We start from the raw sequence: 19,376 nt of genomic DNA on the forward strand, positions 1-19,376 counted from the left end.
GGGTTGACGGCGGGATCGCTGTCTGGCAATATTGTCGAGTGACGATATTTGCGGCCGTGGCCGAGCCGAACCGGCGGGCGATCCTCTCGTTGCTCCTCGAGGAAGACCGGTCGGCGGGTCAGATCGTCGATGCCCTCGACGTCGGCCAACCCACCGTCTCGAAACACCTGCGCCTGCTGCGCGAAGCCGGCCTCGTCGAGGCGCGGGTCGACGCGAATCGGCGGATCTACCACCTCCTCCCCGAGCCATTGGCCGAGCTCGAGGTCTGGCTCCTGCCGTTCCGTCGGGTCTGGGCGTCCCGGCTCGACGCACTGGAAGCGTTCCTCGACCAGAATCCCGACGATCGGTCCGCCGACCTTCATCACCCCGACCACCCCGACCACCCCGACCACGATGGAGACCAGCCATGACATCCGCACATCCCCTCGGCGAGATCCTGCACGACGGCGACACGGTCGGTCTGAGATTCGAGCGCCGCCTGGCCCATCCACCGGACCGGGTGTGGCGTGCGCTGACCGACTCCGACCAGCTTCGCCACTGGATGCCGGCCGACATCGTCGGCGCACGACGCGAGGGTGCCGAGGTCGAGGTCCGATTCTGGCCCGATGTGGCCGAGAAGTACGAGATCGTCGATCGGACGATGCCCGGTCGGATCCTCACGTGGGACCCACCGCACACGTTCTCGTGGCAGTGGGACCGCGACACGCTGATCTTCGAGTTGCATCCCGATGGCGACGACGCGACGCGGCTCGTGTTCACCACCTGGGTCGTGGACACGACCGCAGGGGTCGAGCTCACCGCCGACGGCTACCACGCGTGCCTCGACCTCCTGGTCGCACTCGTCGACACCGACGATCCGGAACCCTTCGTCTCGCACGAGCCGGGTGGCCACGTCGACGAATACCGCGAGCTGCTCGCCGACTCCTGAGTCGTCGCGCGACGTCCCCCGGGAATCGCGGATGTCGCGGACACGCGCGACCCGTCAGTTGCGGATCGCGATGTTCATCTCCGCTCCACGTTGCACGTGGGTGCCGTCACCGAGTCGTTTGCGGGCGGCGTTCAACTCGGCGCACATGATCACGGTGATGCCGACCAGGCTGAGCCACGTGATCAATCCGATCACGGTGTTGATCACGGCGAACGCATCCGGACCCTCGGCGAACTGCTTGACGAGTCGCGGGCCGAACTGCTGGAGCACGGTGAAGACGATGCCGGCGATGATCGCGCCGAGCCAGACGTCGCTCCAGGTCGGGGTGTAGGACGTGAGGAAGCGGTACATCGAGGCGATCACCAGGATGTTGATCACGACCGTCACGGCGATCAGAGCGATCGTGCCGATCACGGGGAGTCCGGCTTCGCTGATGATGCTGGCGACCACGAGGCTGCCGATCTGTGAGGCGCTGATGATCGCCAGGCCGAGCAACGCCTTGCCTCGCTGGGCAGGCATTCCTGCACGGTCGTCGACCGGGATCTCCCACGTGTCGTCGAGCGCGCCCTGGAGGCCGACGAACGCCTTCGTCGACGACCACAGTGCGCCGCCGAGCCCGACCGCGAGTCCGAGCACACTGCCCTGGATCGCGCCGACCTCCTTGAAGTCGTCACCGATGACCGGGATCTCCGATGCGGCGCTGTCGACGATGCGCTGGCGTAGTTCGGGGTCACCTTCCAGCAGATAGCCGAGGATCGTGACCGCCGCGAGCATCAGCGGGAAGATCGAGAGGAACGTGAAGAAGGCCAGCAGGGATGCGTTCCGACCCGAGAGGTGCCGGCGCCACCCGTCCATCATCTCGGCGAACACATCGACGGCTCGATACCGCTCGCGGTAGGTCATCACGGTGTCGCTCGTCGTCCACGCCATGGTCAGTGTGTACCCGACACGGGGCGGGTCACGCCACCGGGTTCGACTCGGACCCGCTGGCCGGGTCGGCGTCGAGGCTCCAGTCGACCGGTGTGCGCCCGGCGGCGACGAGCGCCTCGTTGGCCCGACTGAACGGTCGGCTGCCGAAGAAGCCGTTGCGAGCGGCGAACGGCGATGGATGCGTCGACTCGATGACCGAGTGTCGGTCGGGATCGTCGCCGGCTGCCGACGCGACGATCAGCGACTTCTTCTGGCGTGCGTGGTTGCCCCACAGGATGAACACCATCGACTGGTCACTGGAGGCGACGGTCGAGATGACGCGGTCCGTGAACGTCTCCCACCCCTTGCCGGAGTGCGAGGCGGCCTGACCGGCGCGCACGGTGAGCGACGTGTTGAGCAGCAGCACCCCGCGTCGGGCCCACGCCTCGAGGTTGCCGTGGTCGGGTGGCTCGACACCGACGTCGTCGCGGAGTTCCTGATGGATGTTGCGCAGCGATGGAGGGATCCGGACACCGCGACGGACCGAGAACGCGAGTCCGTGTGCCTGGCGGGGACCGTGGTACGGGTCCTGTCCGAGGATGACCACCCGCACGTCGGCCAGTGGCGTGAGATGCAGCGCCGCGAACACTTCGTCGCGTGGCGGGTAGACGGTGTGTGCGGCTCGCTCACTCGTCACGAAGGCCTGCAGTTCGCGCCAGTACGGCTCGTCGAACTCTCCGCGCAACACCGGGTTCCAGTCCGTCGTCGTCATCGTGGACCAGCCTGCCACGACCATCGTCGGAGCACCATGACGCCGGATCCGGCCATTGTCCACGGACGCTGTCGGAGCGTCGCCGCACTGCTTCTACGATGACGGCGTGTTCGACCACCTGGAACGAGCCCGCCTCGCCACGCTGCCCACTCCCATCGAGGATGCCGGTCGGCCGACCGTTGGCGGTCCGCGAGTGTGGATCAAACGCGACGATCTCACCGGACTCGGCGGTGGGGGCAACAAGGCGCGCAAGCTGGAGTTCCTGTGCGGCGATGCCGTCGCGCGAGGGTCCAAGGCGCTGCTCACCGTCGGGGCGTCGCAGTCGAACCACTGTCGGATGACCGCGGCGGCGGGTGCTCGCCTGGGGCTCGAGGTCCACCTCGTGTTGTCCGGTGACGCCCCCGCGGTCGGCGAACCCCGACGTGGGAACCAGTTGCTGTCGGAGATGTTCGGTGCGCAGATGCACCACACCGGCGCCGCCGAGAGTCACTGGGGTGAGCTCGAGGTGGTGCGCGAGGCGCTGACCGATTCGCTCGCCGCCGAGGGCCTCGCTCCGTATTCGATCCCGATCGGCGGCAGTACCGCCGTCGGTGCGCTCGGGTACGCGCTGGCGTTCGAGGAACTGATCGACCAGTTCGAGGCACAGGGGTCGATGCCCCGGGCGATCGTGTTCACGTCGTCCTCCGGAGGGACGCACGCTGGTCTGCTCGCGGGTCGCGCGGCGTTGATCGCCTCGGGTCGACTCACGCTTGACTCGGCGCCCGACGTCGTCGCGATCGGCGTGGCCAAAGGAGTGAACCTCGGCCTGCCCGACGTGGCGTCGCTCGCGAACGATGCGCTCGCACTGATGGACCTCGATGCGACCGTCGACCCCGACGACGTCGAGGTCGACCCGAACTGGATGGGCGACGACTACGCCGTACCGACCGAGGCGGGAACGGCGGCGATCGCCTGGGCCGCCACCACGGGCGGTTGGTTGATGGATGCGGTGTACTCCGGCAAGGGTCTGTCCGGCCTGTTGGGACTCGTCGCCTCCGATCGGTGGGGGGCCGACGACGACGTCGTGTTCATCCACACCGGCGGTTGGCCCGCCCTCTTCGCCTGACCAGCGCCGCTGCGCCGTGAGGATCGCCCCGCTCTGGGACGGGGTGTCGCTCACGTCTGGACGACCGACGCCGCAGACGCAGGGTCGCGGGGGAAGCGATGTGGCGGTCGGCGTGGTCGCGCCGAGCGAGGGGCCACAGGACTCGTAGGCTCAGAACCATGACTGACGAGATCCTCGATGTCGACCTGTTGGCCTTCGAGACCGGGTCGGGAGCGCAACGACGTGCCGTCGTCGACGGCGTCACCCGCAGCCTGGCCACCGGCTTCGTGTACACGAGCCACGACGTGTCCGACGACCTGCTCGACACCGCCTACGCCATGCTCCGCGAATTCTTCGAGAAGTCGGCCGAGGAGAAGCAGACGGCCACCGCCGCCGGTGCGAGTGGGCAGACCGGCTACACGGGTCTGCTCGTGGAGACTGCTGCGTCGAGCGACAAGCCGGACTGGAAGGAGATGCTCAACTGGTCCACGCCGATCGTGGAGGGGCATCCGCTCAAGCGCAAGTTCACCGCGGCCTATCCCGACCAGGTGCTGCCCGAGGCGATCGTGCCCGGCATCACCCAGGTCCTGTACACGTTCCACGACACGATCGCCGACCTGCAGCGTCGCTTCCTGCGCGTGATCGCCGAGGGGATCGGCTGCCACGAGACGTTCTTCGACGACATGGTGCAGGACGGCCCCACGCTCACGCGGGCGATCCGCTACCCGGCGATGAGCGAACTCGACGTGGCCCTCGGCGCCGACGGCGAACCCGGTCACGTCTGGGCAGGCGCCCATGCCGACATCAACCTGATCACCGCCCTGCCGCGGTCGACCGCCCCCGGCCTCCAGGTCGAGGTCAACGGGGAGTGGCAGGACGCGATCCCGCCGGACGGCGGAGTGATCGTCAACACGGGTCTGATGCTCGAGCGCCTCACGAACGGCACGATCCCGAGTGGCTGGCACCGCGTCGTCGCCGCACCCGGCTACGAGGGCGAGAGGTACAGCGTCGTCCAGTTCTGCCACCCACGCCCGTGGACCATCCTCAACCCGGTGTCCACCTGCTGCACGCCCGAGACCCCGCAGCGCTACAGCGCGATCTCGGCCGCCGACGCGCTCGACGAGGTCCTCTACGAGATCAACCTCGTCGAAACCGCCCGCCGAGTCGGCTGATCACCACACCGCGTCTGTCGAACGGCGTTGCATTCGGTGTCTGACACCGTTCGCCCCGCGTCTGTCACGCCGGTTGACCGACACCAGGCTCAGCCGCGGCCGAGGATGCGGTCGACGTCGATCTCCACGACGGCGCGATCGTCGCGCTCCTTGGGTTGCTGATACCGCTCGGCGTAGCCGTCGACGCCCGGCTGCACGCCGTCGGGATCGGTCACCAATCGCACGGGTCCCTCGAGGGCCAACCAGCGGCCGCCGTCGACCTGGCACACCACCGCCCGCTGCCCGGCTTCCTGCATGCGACCGGCGTTGACGGCCTTCTGGGAGGCGGCCCAGGTGATCACCCGGGCGACCTTGGCGTCGACGTCGTAGCTGAACCCGACGGCCACCACGTGCGGGGAGCCGTCGTCTCGCAAGGTCGTCAGTGTCGCGAGGTGGCGCTCGCGCAGGAAGGTGATCACGTCGTCGTCGAGTCGGTCGGGGTCCAGAGCCATTCTCCCTGTCTACCCGAGCACGGACGAGACACGCCGGAGAGGATCGAGACGGACTACTCGGTGGAGATCGCTTCGAGGACGTTCATGTTCGAGGCCTTGATCATCGGGTACAAGGCGGCGAGGAGCCCGGCGATGACGGCGCCGACGAGGATCAGCACGATGATCCCCGGACTGAACGCGAGTTCGCTGATCACGTTGTCGGGAACCGCGGAGCTGAGCACGACGCCGAGGAACGTGCCGAGGACCACCCCGATCAGCGCGCCGAACACCGACACGATCACCGCCTCCCAGCGCACCGATCGGCGCACCTGACGACGATTCATCCCGACGGCGCGGAGGAGCCCGATCTCGCGCGTCCGCTCGAACACACCGAGGGCCAACGTGATCGAGATTCCGATCACGGCGATGACGATCGCGAAGAACAGCAGGATCGCGATGATGAACAGCAACTGGTTGATCTGGTCCTCCTGGTCCTGCAGGAACTCGGCGTTGGACTGGATGCTGACCTGCGGGAACTCCTCGGCGACGGCTCGGACCGCCTCGTCTCCGACCTCCGGGTCGACGCCGTCGGCGAGGGCGGCGAACGCGAACTGATCGCTCGGACGGTCGGTGCTCACCTCGTCGAACAGGTCGAGTCCGACGAACCAGTTCGAACCGAGAGCGCTGTCGGCGAAGATGAAGTCGATCCGCAGGTCACGCGTCTCGCCGCTCTGGAACGTGACGGGGACGGTGTCACCGAACGCCAAACCGGCGGTGTCGGCCGCTTCCTCCTGGACGGCGAGCGAATCGACCGTGAGGTCGGCGAAGTCGCCCTCCACGTTGCCGAAGTCGACCAGCCTCGAAGCCGCTTGGGGGTCGACGGCGATGAGGCTCTTCGGATCGCCGTCGACGGACGCATCGAGACTGCGGAACGGTGTCGCCGCGTCGATCTCGGGCAGCGCGGCGAGCGCTTCGACCACGGCGGGCGGGAAGCCGCCCCCACCCGGACCGCCACCGCCTCCACCCGACGAGGTGACGATGTAGTCCGACGTGACGGAGCTCTCGAGAGTCGCCGAGAGTGTCTCACGGAGCGACGACGCGAACACGGCCGCGGCACTCACGAGTGCGACGCCGATCATCAGCGCTGCCGCACTCGACGACGTGCGGCGCGGCGCCCGTGCGACGTTGTCCCGAGCGAGCCGTCCCGGGGTCTTGAACAGCTTGGCGATCGGCCAGCCGATCACGCGGGTGACGGGTGTGGCGACGGTCGCCGAGACGCTCGCGACACCGAGGAACAGCAACAGGGCGCCGCCGCCGGCGAGAACGATCAACCCGAACGTGCCGCCGGGCGACACGAACAGCCCGACGAGGAGGCCGACCACGCCGACCACGGTCATCACCGTGCCCACGACGAGGCGTCGCGAACGGATCGCGGCGAACCCGATCTCGGGGCGCATGGCGGCGACCGGCGGAATCTTCGCAGCGCGCCGCGACGGGACGATCACGGAGAGCATCGTGACCCCGATGCCGACGACGGCGCAGATGACGATGGTGCGCGGCTTCATCACGATGCCCGGCGATGGGAAGCCCGCCCCGATCGCGTTGAAGGCTGCGACGATCAGTTGCGCGACGCCGATCCCGGCGACGATGCCGATGATCGTGCCGACCACGCCGATGCCGAACGCCTCGATCGTGATCATCCGGCGGACCTGCTTGCCGGAGGCCCCGATGGCACGGAGGAGCGCAAGTTCGCGTAGACGCTGACCGATGGTGATCTGGAACACGTTGTTGATGATGAACGCAGCGACGAACGCCGTGATGAAGGCGAAGATCAGCAGCCCGGTCTGGAAGAAGCCGATGAACTCGCCGATCTGGTCCTGGAACTCCTCGATCAGGAAGTTCCGGTCGACGATCTCGTACTCGTCGCCGATCGTGGCGGAGATGGCGGCCTGGACGGAGTCGATGTCGGCTCCTTCGGCGAGCCCGACGTTGATCTGATCCACGAGGCCCTGAGCACCGAAGTGATCGAGCGCCGTCTCGAGGTCGAGCGCGACGATCGATGCGCCGAGGAAACTGTCGCTGTCGGGTGTGCCCACGGTGCCGACCAGCTCGCCGGTGTAGATCCCGGTGTCGGTCGAGTAGCTGACGTCGTCGCCCAGCGCGAACCCCTCACGGTCCGCGGTGGCCTTGTCGAGCACCAACTTGTCGGGCCCCTCGGGCGCCACGCCGCTCTTGAGTTCGATCCCCGCGAGCGTGTCGGGCTGGTACTGCGTGCCGAACATCGGGCCGGTGACCACGATCGGATCGCCCTCGTCGTCCAGGATCTGGGCGTTCGCGGTGAAATCGGGCTCGATCACGGCAATCCCGTCGATGCCTCGGATCTCGTCGGCCAGGTCGATGGGGATCGGCGGTGAGGTCTGGTCGCCGCCGAAGGAGTCACCTTCGAACGCGTTGGTGCCACGGACCTGGAGGTCGACGTCCTGGACGAGGTCCTCGATCAGGCCGTCGAACGATCGCGTCAGGCTGTCCGCGAGGACGAACGATCCCGACACGAAGGACACGCCGGCCACGACGGCGAAGACGATGGCGATGGTCCGCCCGAGGCGAGCTCGGATGCTCTTGCGTGCGATGAGCGAGGTGGAGCCGGCCATTCGTTCAGTTCCCGATCTGGATCATGCGTTCGAGGATCTGCTCGGCGGTCGGATCGAGCAGCTCGCCGTCGATCTGGCCGTCGGCGACGAAGATCACGCGATCCGCGTACGAGGCGGCGACGGGGTCGTGGGTGACCATCACGATGGTCTGGCCGAACTCCTTGACGGCGCGTCGCATGAAGTCGAGGATCTCGGCGCCGGTGGTGGAGTCGAGGTTGCCGGTCGGCTCGTCGGCGAAGATGATCTGGGGTCTCGACGCGAGCGCCCGAGCGACGGCGACCCGCTGCTGCTGCCCGCCCGACAACTGGCTGGGCCGGTGGTGGATGCGGTCCTTCAGCCCGACGGTGGTGATCACGTTGTCGATCCACTCGGCGTCGCCGTCGTCGCCGCCGAGCATCATCGGCAGCAGGATGTTCTCCTCGGCGGTGAGCGTGGGGATCAGGTTGTAGGCCTGGAACACGAAGCCGACCTTGGTGCGACGCAGTTCGGTGAGGGCCTTGTCGTCGAGGGAGGCGAGATAGGTGTCGCCGACGAAGGTCGCCCCGGAGGTGAGCGAATCGAGCCCGGCGAGGCAGTGCAGCAGCGTCGACTTGCCCGAGCCCGACGGACCCATGATGGCGGTGAACCTGCCGGTCTCGAACGACACGGTCACTCCGTCGAGGGCGCGCACCTCGGCATCGCCGATGCCGTAGATCTTGGTGGCGTCGACGGCTCCGGCGGCTGCCGTGCCGGACGGTCCGGCGGGCGATGCCGAGGCGTCGGCAGGAGGAGGCGGGGGCGCGAGTTCGGTGTTCATCGCCACAGCTTGCCCGCTGCGGAGTCGCGCGTCATCCACCATTGCGACGATTTGATCCCGAGCGATCCGCCGGGCGAACGATTGTCCAGGTCGGGCACGTGATCGACCGGCCTCCGACGGACTGGTGGGCCCGATGTCACATCGACGTCGGCGGGTCGCGACATCCCTGGGCCGGATGGGGACGACGGTCCGTCGACGACCGCCGACGGGCGGTGTCGGACGTCCCCCGTTCGGGTGACGTCGCCTACGCTCACCCGGTGATGAGCTGCGTCGCGTGCTCCCAGCCCCTCGCCGAGGGTGCGCGTTTCTGTTCGTTCTGTGGTCACGAGGTCCGCCCGTACGCGGTCGAGGAGCGACGCGTCGTCACGATGGTGTTCGCCGACCTCGTGGGGTACACCACGCTGTCCGAGCACCTCGACCCCGAGCGAGTGAAGCGTCTGGTCGACGGGGCGTTCGCGCAACTGATCGTCGAGATCGAACGCTTCGGCGGCGCCGTGGACAAGGTGCTCGGTGACGGGATCCTCGCTCTGTTCGGTGCCCCCGTCGCGCACGAGGACGACCCCGATCGAGCGGTCCGTGCCGCGATCGAGATGCATCATCGCCTCGCCGAGTTCATCGACGATCAGACCGACCTCGAACACCAGGTCCGACTGCGGATCGGGGTGAACACGGGCGAGGTCGTGGTGGGCCGCGTGTCGGGTGGCGACGACTACACGGCGATGGGCGACGTCGTGAACGTGGCCGCCCGTCTCCAGTCGATGGCGCCCCCCGGCGGGATCTACGTGGGTTCGAGCACCGAGGCGCAACTGTCACCGGCGATCGAACGCGTCATGGTCGCCGAGGCGGATCTCCGGGGTCGTGAACAGACCGAGCGGATCTGGCGGATCACCGGCCGCCTCGACCGGTCGATGCCGATGTCGTCACGCCACGTCCTGCCGTTCGTCGGGCGCAACTCCCAGCGTGAGCTGCTGTCGTCCGTGATGGGCTTGGTCGCCGACGGGAGCGGCGCCGTGGTGTCGGTGTCCGGCGAGGCCGGGAGCGGCAAGACCCGCCTCGTCAACGAAGCGCTGGCACGATTCCCCAGTCATCACGCCGTGGTGTTCGCGGGCGTCTGCGCACCGTACGGCGAGAACAACGTGTGGGCGCCGATCGCCCACGCGCTGTTCAAGCTGATGGGCTCGGACCACGCTGCCCCGGCGCCCGTGCTTCGCCAGATCGTCGAGGAGAAGGGGCTCGAGCTCTACGGATTCGATCCCGCCGACCCACGGCTGCGTCGGTTCGTCGAAGGGGCGATGCACCTGTTCGGTCATCCGTCCGAACTCGATCGAGTCGCTCCCGGCCAGGCGCGCGAGATCCTGATGCAGGTCGTCGTCGAGGGACTCCATCGTCGCTCGGCCGGAGCGCCGGTCGTGGTGTGGATCGACGACCTGCAGTGGGCCGACCCGCTACTGCTCGAACTGCTCGGCCGGCTGTCGCGATCGCTCATGGACCGACCGGTGCTGTTGATCACGGCGCAGCGCGACGACGCCGAGATCGACTGGCCGCTCCCGAACGACCACCCGATCACCGTCCGGATGCCGCTCGACCCGCTCACCCGCACCGAGTCCGACGCCCTGCTCGCCTCGGTGCTCGGCGACGACGTGACACCGGCGCTCAACGATCAACTCTTCGAGCGCAGCGGCGGCAACCCGCTCTTCCTCACCCAACTCGCCGAGGTCGCGCGCGACCATCCGGGAGACGCGGCACTGCCCGGGTCACTGCGCGCCCTGATCGCCGCTCGACTCGACGCCCTGCCGAACAGCCAGCGCCTCGTGATCGACAACGCGTCGGTTCTCGGGGCGACGGGACCGATCAGTTCGCTCGCACGGTTCGCCGAGGAGATGGGTCAGAACTTCGACCCCGCCGATCTCGACGCGCTCGTCGATGTCGGGATGCTCGACATCACCGACCAGTGGTGGCACTTCCGGACCGACGTCGTGCGCGAAGTCGCCTACCAGACGCTCACGAAGTCCTCCCGAGCGCAGCGTCACGCCGGGACGGCGGCGGTGATGCTCGAGTTCGGCATCGCCCCGATCGATCAGGTCGCCCACCACGCGGCCGCTGCGGCCGAACTCGTCCGCGAGATCGGTCCCATCGAGGGGTTCTCGACCAATGCGTCCACCCACGCGGTGAAGCTGCTCCAGGCGGCGGCGCAGCGCTCGCTCGACGTCGGGGCGTTCAGCCAGGCGGTCCACCAGGCGACACGCGCACTCGCCCTCGTCGACGAGGTCGAGGAGCACGTCGTCGCCAGTGACCTGAGGTTGCTGCGCGCCACGGCGACCCTCGAGCGGCGCAACGCCAGCGGAGCCGAGGAGGATGCGCAGCAGGTGCTGACCCGGGCGGAGGCGGACGAGGACCCGCTCCGCGAGGCGATCGCGCGTCGACTGCTCGGCATCGCAGCGCAACAGCAGGGGGATCTGGACACGGCTCGCACGGAACTGACGGCGAGTGTCGACCTGCTGCGAACTCTCGACGACGAGCGTGAACTCGCGACGTCGCTGAGCGACCGCGGTTTCGTCGAGGTGTTCGGCGGGTCGTTGGAGGACGCCGACCGGATCCTCGCCGAAGCCGAGGCGATGGCGGAGTCGCTGGACGATCGTCGACGGCTGGCGTGGATCCGCCAGCACCAGGCGTGGGTCGCGTTCCTGTCCGGTGACACGGCGCTCGCCGAGGAGCGCCTGACCGCGTCGTCGGGGATGTTCGACGATCTCGGCGACCGGACCGGTTCGGGGTGGGCGCTGGGTCTTCTGGCGTACGTCCGGTTCTTCGAACGGCGCTTCGCCGATGCCGAGGAACTCGCGTCGAGCGTTCGCCGGGACGCCGTCGAACTCGGCGAGCTCTGGGCGCCGGCGATGATGGACTCGCTGATGGCGTCGATCCGGCTCTGGACGGGTCGCTTCTCCGAGGCCGAGGAACTGTCGCGCCGTGCGCTGACCGGATTCCGTGAACTCAACGACCGATTCGGGATCATCCAGGCGCTCGCGCCGCGCATGCGAGCGCTCGTCGCGCTCGGTCGGGATCAGGAGGCGGAGCGGAGCCTGGAAGAGGCGCTGTCGATGGCCGACTCGTTCGGGCACCTCGCCATTCCGACCATGGCTGCAGCGGGCACCGCCGCGCACCTCGGGCTCGGTGCCCGCGCCGTCACGCTCGGAGAAGTGGCGCTCGAACGGATGTTGGCAATGCATGCGAGTGGCTCCGAGGCGCGCGTCACGCTGGCGTTGGGGTTGTGTCAGGTGGGCGATCCGGACCGCGCGCTCGCCACACTGCTCGACGTGACCGAACCGAGCCCGTACTCTCAGGCCGTCACCGCGATCGCGTCGGCGATGGCGGGGATCCCCGACGACGCGATCCGCGCCGCCGACGCGGTGACCACGGACGACACGTCGACCTACCTCGACCGGGTGCTCGCCGACATCGCGGCGGCCAGTGCGCTCACGTCGACCGACACGCCGCTCGCCATCGAACGCCTCGAGCGGGCTCGACGCACCGCGACCGAGGCGGGCGACGCTGCGGCGATCGCACTGTCGAGATCCGCGAGTCAGGCGATGGACGAAGGTGTGGACGTGGGCCGGGTCGAGCACCTCGGAGACGGTTGGAAGCGCGTCATCGCCGGACTGGTGAGCGCAGCAGCAGGAACGCCTGCGACAGGGAGCACGACATCGTGAGCGACTTTCGCACCGGGCTCATCGTGGGCCGATTCGACCCACCCCATCTCGGCCACTCGTACATGATCGAGCGGGCGTTGGAGCAGACCGACCGACTGGTGCTGTACGTCAACTCGTCGTTCCGCCGTGACACCATCCCGGGTGAGTTGCGCGGCGCATGGCTCGCCGAGCTCCACCCCTCGGTGGAGATCCGGGTGGTCCGTCACTCGCTCGACACCGACTGGGACGACGAGGACCTGTGGGCCAGGTGGATCGCCCTGTTCCGGTCGCACTGGCCGTACGACGAGGGTCCTCATGCCGTGTTCTCGTCGGACACCTACGTGTCCGGCATCGCGGAACGACTCGATGCGTTGCCGGTCACCGTCGACCCACAACGCACCGCCGTGCCGATCAGCGCGACCCAGATACGCGACGAACCGGCAGCCCACCTCGACAAGGTGGCGCTGCCGGTCCGTCAGTGGATCGAGTCGCACTGGATCTTCGACGATCCAGGATTCTGACCTCGAGGTCCGGGTCGGACCCCAGGTCCGGGGTCAGCGGTTGGGCTGCTTGGTGGTGCGCAGGTACGGCTTGACCGGTTCCCAGCCGCCGGGGAACAGGTCCTTCGCGTCCTCGTCCGACACGGCCGGGCTGATGATCACGTCGTCGCCGTCCTTCCAGTTGGCCGGGGTGGCGACCTTGTGGTCGGCGGTGAGCTGCAGGCTGTCGATGACGCGCAGGATCTCGTCGAAGTTGCGCCCGGTCGAGGCCGGGTAGGTCAGCGTGAGCTTGACCTTCTTGTCCGGCCCGATGATGAACACGGAACGCACGGTGAGCGTGTCGTTGGCGTTCTCGTGGATCATGTCGTAGAGGTCGGCGACGGTGCGGTCCGGGTCGCCGATCATCGGGAAGTTGACGGCGGTGCCGACGACCTCTTCGATGTCCTTCTCCCACTCGACGTGGCTGTCGACCGGGTCGACGGACAGACCGATCACCTTGGTGTTGCGCTTGTCGAACTCCGGCTTCAACTTGGCGACGGTGCCGAGTTCGGTGGTGCAGACCGGCGTGAAGTCCTTGGGGTGGCTGAACAGCACGCCCCAGGAGTCGCCGAGCCACTCGTGGAAGTTGATGTCGCCCTGCGTGGTGGGGGCGGTGAAGTCGGGTGCGGTGTCGCCGAGGCGGACTGCCATGTGAATCTCCTGATTCGAAGGGGATGGGTCTGAGGTCGCGAGGCTAACGAGCAAACGGCGAATCCCGACCCAGATGGTCGGGTTTGTCGCTGCTGCGTCATGTTCCTGTCGTTTTCGATGACCATTTGCATTCTGTTCACACATCGGCCATCGTGGCGTCGATCAGGACGGGCATCGTGCGGGCACTCACGACCACTTGGAGCCTGAATGTCACTCATCCCACCTCGTTCGTCATCGACCGGACCACGCCGTCGGTCGTCGATCCTCGCCGCACTCGCCATGGCGGGTTCGGCCCTCGTTGCTGCGCCGGGCGCGGTCGAGGCCTTCGATCCCGAAGGCATCCCCGTGTATCTCAGCGAGATCCACTACGACAACGACGGCAGCGATGTTGACGAGGGTGTCGAGATCACCGGCCCGGCCGGGACAGATCTGACGGGTTGGACCATTGTTCGTTACAACGGCAATGGAGGAGTCACCTATGGAACCTCCACTCTGAGCGGAGCGATCCCAGACCTCGATGGAACATCCGGAGTTGTCGTGCAGACCTATCCGGCGAACGGTCTCCAGAACGGCGGCTCACCGGCTGCGCCGGAGCCCGATGGAATCGCACTCGTGGACGACGAGGGAACCGTCGTCCAGTTCCTCAGCTACGAAGGCACGCTGACCGCAACGAACGGTCCGGCGATCGGACTGACGTCCACGGACATCGGCGTCTTCGAGCCCAGTGACACACCGATCGGGCAGTCGCTGCAGCGGGTCGATGATGACTGGATCGGGCCGGTCGCGGCGAGCTTCGGGTCGCTGAACACGGCGCCGCCGCCTCCCGTCCGCGAGTGCGCACTGGCACCCGAGGTCACGCTGATCAGCGAGGTGCAGGGCGCCACCGACGTGTCGCCGTGCCTCGACGAAGCGGACGTGCTCGTCGAGGGCGTCGTCGTCGCGGACTTCGAGGGTCCACAACCCCAACTGCGCGGCTTCTACGTCCAGGAAGAGGATCTCGACGCGGACGCCGACCCGGCGACGTCGGAAGGCATCTTCGTCTTCACCAACGCTGCCGACGAAGTCGGCCTCGGCGACGTCGTCCAGGTGACGGGCACGGTCAGCGAGTTCGAGGAGCAGACCCAACTCAGCTCGGCAACGATCAGCATCACGACGCCGGGTGACGGTGTCACGACCCCCGGCGTGACGCCGACCGAGGTGACCCTGCCGGTCGCCGACGCCGACTCGCTCGAAGCGGTCGAAGGCATGCTCGTCACGTTCCCGCAGGCGCTCACCGCCACCGAGTACTTCCAGCTCGGCCGCTTCGGCCAGGTCGTGGTGTCGAGCGACGGTCGCCTCGACAACCCGACGGCGGTCGCTGAGCCGGGACCGGCGGCGCAAGCCGTGCAGGCAGCCAACAACCTGAATCGGTTGATCATCGACGACACCACCAACGATCAGAACCCGGCGACGATCATCTACGGCGGCAACGGGGCACCGCTCTCGGCGGACAACCCCCTGCGCGGCGGTGACACCACCACCGGAGCAACCGGCGTCATGACCTACACGTGGGCAGGCAACTCGGCGTCGGGCAACGCGTACCGCCTTCGTCCGGCCACCGAGCCGATCGAGTTCGTCACGGCCAACCCGCGCCCGACCGAAGCTCCCGCCGTCGGTGGGGGCCTGAAGGCCGCAAGCTTCAACGTGCTCAACTACTTCCTCACGCTCGACGACGGTGGAAACGACTGCGGCCCGGTGGCCAACCGGCAGGAGTGTCGCGGTGCCGAGGACGTGGAGGAATTCGAACGTCAGCGGACGAAGATGCTGGCCGCGCTCACCAAGATCGACGCCGACGTCGTCGGCCTGATGGAGATCGAGAACTCCGAGCTCGCAGGCGGCGGCACGGTCGACGTGCTCGGTGACATCGTCGCCGGCCTCAACGACATCGAGGGTGAGGGCGCCTGGGACTACGTCGACGCCGGCCTCATCGGCACCGACGTGATCAAGGTCGGCATCATCTACCGGACCGCTGCCGTGGCCCAGGTCGGCGACTTCGCCGTCCTCGACTCTTCGGTCGATCCGCAATTCATCGACACGCTCAACCGCCCTGCGCTCGCCGCGAGCTTCATCGACAAGGCCACGGGTGGCACGATGACCGTCGTCGTGAACCACTTCAAGTCGAAGGGTTGCGGTGGCGCAACCGGCTTGGATGCCGATCAGGGCGATGGTCAGGGCTGCTGGAACCCAGCACGCACCGCAGCCGCCGAGGCACTCGTCGACTGGCTCGACACATCGCCGACCGGCCTGGACGACCCCGACACGCTCGTGCTCGGCGACCTCAACTCGTACGCCAAGGAAGACCCGATCGACGTGCTGATCGTGGCTGACTACGTCGACCTGGCACCGGAGTACAGCGATGATCCCTACGGCTACGTCTTCGACGGCCAGTGGGGGTACCTCGACTACGCGCTCGCATCCTCGTCGCTCGTTGCCCAGGTGACCGGCGCGGCCGACTACCACATCAACTCCGACGAAGTGCCGGTGCTCGACTACAACACCAACTTCAAGACGCCGGCCCAGATCGACGACTACTACGCACCCGACGAGTTCCGCACCTCGGACCACGATCCCGTGTTGGTCGGACTCGACCTGACCGGACCGGACGTCGAATTGGGAACCGTCTCGATCTCCGGCGTGACCGTGGACGAGTCGGACGGAACGGCCACGTTGACCGTCGAGCGTTCCGGAGCCGACGATCTCGTCGGCGCCGAGGTCAGCTACCAGACCGTCGACGGGACCGCTCTCGACGGTTCGGACTACGCGGCGACCACCGGCACACTCACGTGGGAGCCGGGTGACTCGGTCGCCAAGACGATCACGGTGGACATCATCGACGACACCGCGGTCGAGGACAGCGAAACCTTCGAGGTCGAGTTGTTCGATCCGGTGACCACGGCCATCGCAACCGATTCGGCCACGGTGACGATCACCGACGGTGACGTGGCCCCGGCCGAGGGCACGGTGTCGATCTCCGACGTGACCGTGGACGAGTCGGACGGGACGGCCACGTTGACCGTCACCCGCACCGGCGCCGACGACTCGCTGAGCGCGTCGGTCGACTACCGCACGGTGGACGGTTCGGCGCTGGCAGGTCCGGACTACACGTCGACCACCGGAACCCTCACGTGGGAACCGGGTGACTCGACGGCCCAGACGATCACGGTGGGCATCGTCGACGACGACGTCGTCGAAGGCACCGAGACGTTCCTGGTCGAGTTGATCGACCCGGTGACCACGGCCATCGCGACACCGTCTGCGACGGTCACGATCACCGACGGCGACGTCGCAGTCGTGCAGCCCGCTGTGTCGACGGTCGAACGTGGTCGGTTCGTGGACACCCGCGCCGACGGGGTCACGATCGACGGACTGGAACAGGCGGGTGGGGCGTTGACCGCCTCGTCCGTCACCGAGTTCCAGATCGCCGGCCGCGGCCCGGTTCCGGTCGGAGCCGACGCCGTCGTCATGTACGTGACGGCGGTTCGGACCACGGCGACCGGGTTCGTCACGGTCTTCCCGTGCACCGATGCGGTTCCCACGGTCTCGTCCGTGAACTACACCGCCGGAGTGAACGTCGGCAACGAGATCTTCGCTCCGCTGTCCGACGACGGCACGATCTGTGTGCTCAGCAGTACCGACATCCAGTTCACCGTCGATGTCGCCGGCTACGTCGACGAGGACTCGTCGACGGTCGCACTCGCCCCGAACCGCTTCCTCGACACGCGAGCCGCCGGCGTCACCGTCGACGGTGAGTTCGTCGGAGCGGGCCGGGCAGCGGGCCAGCAGCGGGTTCAGATCACCGGACGCGGCGACGTGCCCGGTGATGCTGCAGCGGTGATCGTCAACGTGGCGGCCGTCAACCCGGGCGACAAGGGATTCGTCACGGTGCATCCCTGCATCGAGTCCCCGACCACGTCGTCGCTGAACTTCGTCGAGGGGGTCACCCGTGCGAACGAGTTGATCGCACCGCTCGACGAGAACGGTGGCATCTGCATCCTCACGTCGGCCGAGACCGACGTGATCGCCGATGTCGTCGGGTACCTGCCCGTCGGGAGCCCGCTCCAGACGGTGGCGCCGGAACGGGTGCTCGACACCCGCCCCGAGGCGGTGATCACGTCGTCGACGGCCCAGCCGTTCAAGACTTCGGTGTCCGGGCGCCTCGCAGCGGGAGCCGATGTCGCCGTGGTGATCGCCGACCGGGCGAACACACCGGCTGACGCCGACCTCGTCGTGCTGAACATCACCGTGGCCAACCCGGGAGCCCGTGGCTTCCTCTCGGTCCACGACTGCGCAGTCCCGCCGTCGAACACGTCGGTTCTCAACTACGAAGCGGGCGTGAACGGCGCCAACGAGATGATCGTCCAACTCGACTCGTCGGGTGAGATCTGCATCTTCTCGAGCGCGGCGACCGACCTCGTCATCGACATCGTCGGCTACACCCGCTGATCCGGTCGGGGATGCTCGTGCTCCGTATCATCGGAGCATGAGCATCCCCGTCGAATTGCCCGATCTCCAGGCGAAGACCGCGGAGTACACGTGGGCCTACCTGCTCACGGTCCGACCCGATGCCACGCCGCACCTGGTCAGCCTGTCCCCGCAGTGGGACGGCGACGCCCTGCTGATGTCGGTCAGTACCGGAACGGCACGGAACTCGACCACGGGCGCCGTGGTCACCCTCTGCTACCCGCCGCTCGATCACGACGGTTACAGCCTGATCGTCGACGGCCTCGCCACCGCTGTCGATGGTACGGATGCGGTCCCCGACGGCAAGCACCTGATCCGCTTCGCGCCCCGCGGCGCCGTGTTGCACCGTTCCGCAGCGCCGGGCTTCGCCAACTCGGCGACCGGCTGTGCGAACGACTGTCTTCCCGTCGACGATCGAACGAACCAAACGGTGGCGGACACCGAATGAGAAGTTCTCCACGGGTCGACCTGGCTGCTTCGTTCATTCGGTGTCCGGCTCCGTTTGGTTCTCCGACACGATGATTCTCGGACTGCTCGCGCAGGTCGACTCGGCCACGGGTCTCGATGCGACGCTCGAACGCTCCGTCGATCTGGTCGGCGTGTTCTTCTTCGCCGTGTCGGGTGGGCTGCTCGCCGTGCGCAAGGGCTTCGAACTGGTCGGTGTCGTGGCGTTGTCGCTCGTGACGGCGCTCGGTGGCGGGATCATCCGGGACCTCGTGCTCGGCGCCACCCCGCCGACCGCGTTCGACGACGTGCTCTACCTCGTGGTCCCTCTGGTCGCTGCCGTGATCGTGTTCGTGGCGCACGCATCGATCGAGCATCGCTTCGCCACGCCGGTCCAATTGTTCGATGCCGCGGGACTCGGGTTGTTCGCCGTGACGGGCGCAGTCAAGGCGTCGGCCTTCGAAGCGAATGCGGTGGGTGCGGTGCTGCTCGGCGTCGTCACCGCCACCGGCGGCGGCATCATCCGCGACGTCCTGGCCAACGACCCACCCCACCTGTTCCACCCGAACAGCCGGCTGTACGCGATCCCGGCGGCCCTGGGAGCGACCGCGATCGTGATCGCCTGGCGCAACGACTTCTACTCCGGCGGGTTCGCGATCGCCATCGCCTTCGTCGTCTTCGTCGTGCGGCTCGCTGCGATCCGATTCGGATGGCGAGCCCCCAAGCCTCGAGGAGCCGCCTGATCCGTCCCCGACAATTCGGAACACCTCGTCGCGA

At 67.7% G+C, this 19,376-nt stretch carries 15 protein-coding genes; 9 read left to right on the forward strand and 6 right to left on the reverse strand.

Annotation, left to right across the window (positions count from 1 at the left end):
• Window positions 1-38 precede the first annotated feature (38 nt).
• Both ABJK40_RS01660 and ABJK40_RS01665 read left to right on the forward strand, forming a co-directional pair.
• A complete protein-coding gene (locus ABJK40_RS01660) occupies window positions 39-410 on the forward strand; it encodes a metalloregulator ArsR/SmtB family transcription factor (RefSeq protein WP_348478603.1) in 372 nt (123 codons plus the stop codon).
• The gene (locus ABJK40_RS01665) at window positions 407-928 is read left to right on the forward strand and encodes an SRPBCC domain-containing protein (RefSeq protein ID WP_348478602.1); all 522 of its coding nucleotides are present in this window, start codon (window positions 407-409) and stop codon (window positions 926-928) included. The genes ABJK40_RS01660 and ABJK40_RS01665 overlap by 4 nt, the downstream gene beginning before the upstream one ends.
• Window positions 929-982: 54 nt before the next feature.
• Here ABJK40_RS01665 and ABJK40_RS01670 read toward each other — a convergent pair whose 3' ends face one another.
• Both ABJK40_RS01670 and ung read right to left on the reverse strand, forming a co-directional pair.
• Window positions 983-1,858 (reverse strand): YihY/virulence factor BrkB family protein, encoded by an 876-nt coding sequence (locus tag ABJK40_RS01670; protein ID WP_348478601.1) that lies wholly within the window; start codon window positions 1,856-1,858, stop codon window positions 983-985.
• 28 nt (window positions 1,859-1,886) lie between these two features.
• The gene (gene ung / locus ABJK40_RS01675) at window positions 1,887-2,609 is read right to left on the reverse strand and encodes a uracil-DNA glycosylase (protein WP_348478600.1); all 723 of its coding nucleotides are present in this window, start codon (window positions 2,607-2,609) and stop codon (window positions 1,887-1,889) included.
• A 106-nt stretch (window positions 2,610-2,715) separates the two neighbouring features.
• On the opposite strand from ung, the gene ABJK40_RS01680 reads away from it, so the two are divergent.
• The gene (locus ABJK40_RS01680; protein ID WP_348478599.1) at window positions 2,716-3,714 is read left to right on the forward strand and encodes a pyridoxal-phosphate dependent enzyme; all 999 of its coding nucleotides are present in this window, start codon (window positions 2,716-2,718) and stop codon (window positions 3,712-3,714) included.
• Window positions 3,715-3,872: 158 nt separating this feature from the next.
• Window positions 3,873-4,865 (forward strand): 2-oxoglutarate and iron-dependent oxygenase domain-containing protein, encoded by a 993-nt coding sequence (locus ABJK40_RS01685; protein WP_348478598.1) that lies wholly within the window; start codon window positions 3,873-3,875, stop codon window positions 4,863-4,865.
• Window positions 4,866-4,954: 89 nt separating this feature from the next.
• On the opposite strand, the gene ABJK40_RS01690 is transcribed toward ABJK40_RS01685, so the two are convergent.
• The 3 genes from ABJK40_RS01690 to ABJK40_RS01700 are packed head-to-tail and all read right to left on the reverse strand — an operon-like array spanning window position 4,955 to window position 8,782.
• On the reverse strand, window positions 4,955-5,356 hold the full coding sequence (locus tag ABJK40_RS01690) for a pyridoxamine 5'-phosphate oxidase family protein (protein ID WP_348478597.1): 402 nt from the start codon (window positions 5,354-5,356) through the stop codon (window positions 4,955-4,957).
• 53 nt (window positions 5,357-5,409) lie between these two features.
• Window positions 5,410-7,986, reverse strand: coding sequence for an FtsX-like permease family protein (locus ABJK40_RS01695; protein WP_348478596.1), 2,577 nt, complete (start codon window positions 7,984-7,986; stop codon window positions 5,410-5,412).
• 4 nt (window positions 7,987-7,990) lie between these two features.
• Window positions 7,991-8,782, reverse strand: a complete 792-nt coding sequence (locus ABJK40_RS01700; RefSeq protein WP_348478595.1) for an ABC transporter ATP-binding protein — start codon at window positions 8,780-8,782, stop codon at window positions 7,991-7,993.
• Window positions 8,783-9,042: 260 nt separating this feature from the next.
• Here ABJK40_RS01700 and ABJK40_RS01705 point away from each other — a divergent pair, with 260 nt between their 5' ends.
• Together ABJK40_RS01705 and ABJK40_RS01710 are read left to right on the forward strand one after the other, a co-directional pair.
• Entirely contained in the window at window positions 9,043-12,486 is a 3,444-nt protein-coding gene (locus tag ABJK40_RS01705) for an adenylate/guanylate cyclase domain-containing protein (RefSeq protein WP_348478593.1), read from the forward strand.
• Window positions 12,483-12,986: an adenylyltransferase/cytidyltransferase family protein gene (locus tag ABJK40_RS01710; RefSeq protein ID WP_348478592.1), complete on the forward strand. Its 504-nt coding sequence runs from the start codon at window positions 12,483-12,485 to the stop codon at window positions 12,984-12,986. The genes ABJK40_RS01705 and ABJK40_RS01710 overlap by 4 nt, the downstream gene beginning before the upstream one ends.
• Window positions 12,987-13,019: 33 nt before the next feature.
• Here ABJK40_RS01710 and ABJK40_RS01715 read toward each other — a convergent pair whose 3' ends face one another.
• Window positions 13,020-13,655 (reverse strand): peroxiredoxin, encoded by a 636-nt coding sequence (locus ABJK40_RS01715; protein WP_348478590.1) that lies wholly within the window; start codon window positions 13,653-13,655, stop codon window positions 13,020-13,022.
• A 207-nt stretch (window positions 13,656-13,862) separates the two neighbouring features.
• Between ABJK40_RS01715 and ABJK40_RS01720 the strand changes: the two genes are divergently transcribed.
• From ABJK40_RS01720 to ABJK40_RS01730, 3 genes are read left to right on the forward strand one after another with little or no spacing between them, the layout of a single operon-like run.
• Window positions 13,863-18,137, forward strand: coding sequence for an ExeM/NucH family extracellular endonuclease (locus ABJK40_RS01720; RefSeq protein ID WP_348478589.1), 4,275 nt, complete (start codon window positions 13,863-13,865; stop codon window positions 18,135-18,137).
• A 37-nt stretch (window positions 18,138-18,174) separates the two neighbouring features.
• Window positions 18,175-18,603 carry a pyridoxamine 5'-phosphate oxidase family protein gene (locus ABJK40_RS01725; protein ID WP_348478588.1) on the forward strand — a complete coding sequence of 143 codons (429 nt, stop codon included), beginning with the start codon at window positions 18,175-18,177 and terminating at the stop codon, window positions 18,601-18,603.
• Window positions 18,604-18,643: 40 nt separating this feature from the next.
• Window positions 18,644-19,342 (forward strand): trimeric intracellular cation channel family protein, encoded by a 699-nt coding sequence (locus tag ABJK40_RS01730; protein ID WP_348478587.1) that lies wholly within the window; start codon window positions 18,644-18,646, stop codon window positions 19,340-19,342.
• Window positions 19,343-19,376: the final 34 nt, after the last annotated feature.

Source organism: Ilumatobacter sp. (genome assembly GCF_039969435.1).
Classification (GTDB): Bacteria; Actinomycetota; Acidimicrobiia; order Acidimicrobiales; family Ilumatobacteraceae; genus Ilumatobacter_A.

Coding starts and splice junctions, on each gene's coding strand:
- ABJK40_RS01665 (WP_348478602.1), top strand. CDS start 407: ATGACATCCGCACATCCCCTCGGCGAGATCCTGCACGACGGCGACACG.
- ABJK40_RS01670 (WP_348478601.1), bottom strand. CDS start 1,858: ATGGCGTGGACGACGAGCGACACCGTGATGACCTACCGCGAGCGGTAT.
- ung (WP_348478600.1), bottom strand. CDS start 2,609: ATGACGACGACGGACTGGAACCCGGTGTTGCGCGGAGAGTTCGACGAG.
- ABJK40_RS01685 (WP_348478598.1), top strand. CDS start 3,873: ATGACTGACGAGATCCTCGATGTCGACCTGTTGGCCTTCGAGACCGGG.
- ABJK40_RS01690 (WP_348478597.1), bottom strand. CDS start 5,356: ATGGCTCTGGACCCCGACCGACTCGACGACGACGTGATCACCTTCCTG.
- ABJK40_RS01695 (WP_348478596.1), bottom strand. CDS start 7,986: ATGGCCGGCTCCACCTCGCTCATCGCACGCAAGAGCATCCGAGCTCGC.
- ABJK40_RS01700 (WP_348478595.1), bottom strand. CDS start 8,782: ATGAACACCGAACTCGCGCCCCCGCCTCCTCCTGCCGACGCCTCGGCA.
- ABJK40_RS01705 (WP_348478593.1), top strand. CDS start 9,043: ATGAGCTGCGTCGCGTGCTCCCAGCCCCTCGCCGAGGGTGCGCGTTTC.
- ABJK40_RS01715 (WP_348478590.1), bottom strand. CDS start 13,655: ATGGCAGTCCGCCTCGGCGACACCGCACCCGACTTCACCGCCCCCACC.
- ABJK40_RS01720 (WP_348478589.1), top strand. CDS start 13,863: ATGTCACTCATCCCACCTCGTTCGTCATCGACCGGACCACGCCGTCGG.
- ABJK40_RS01725 (WP_348478588.1), top strand. CDS start 18,175: ATGAGCATCCCCGTCGAATTGCCCGATCTCCAGGCGAAGACCGCGGAG.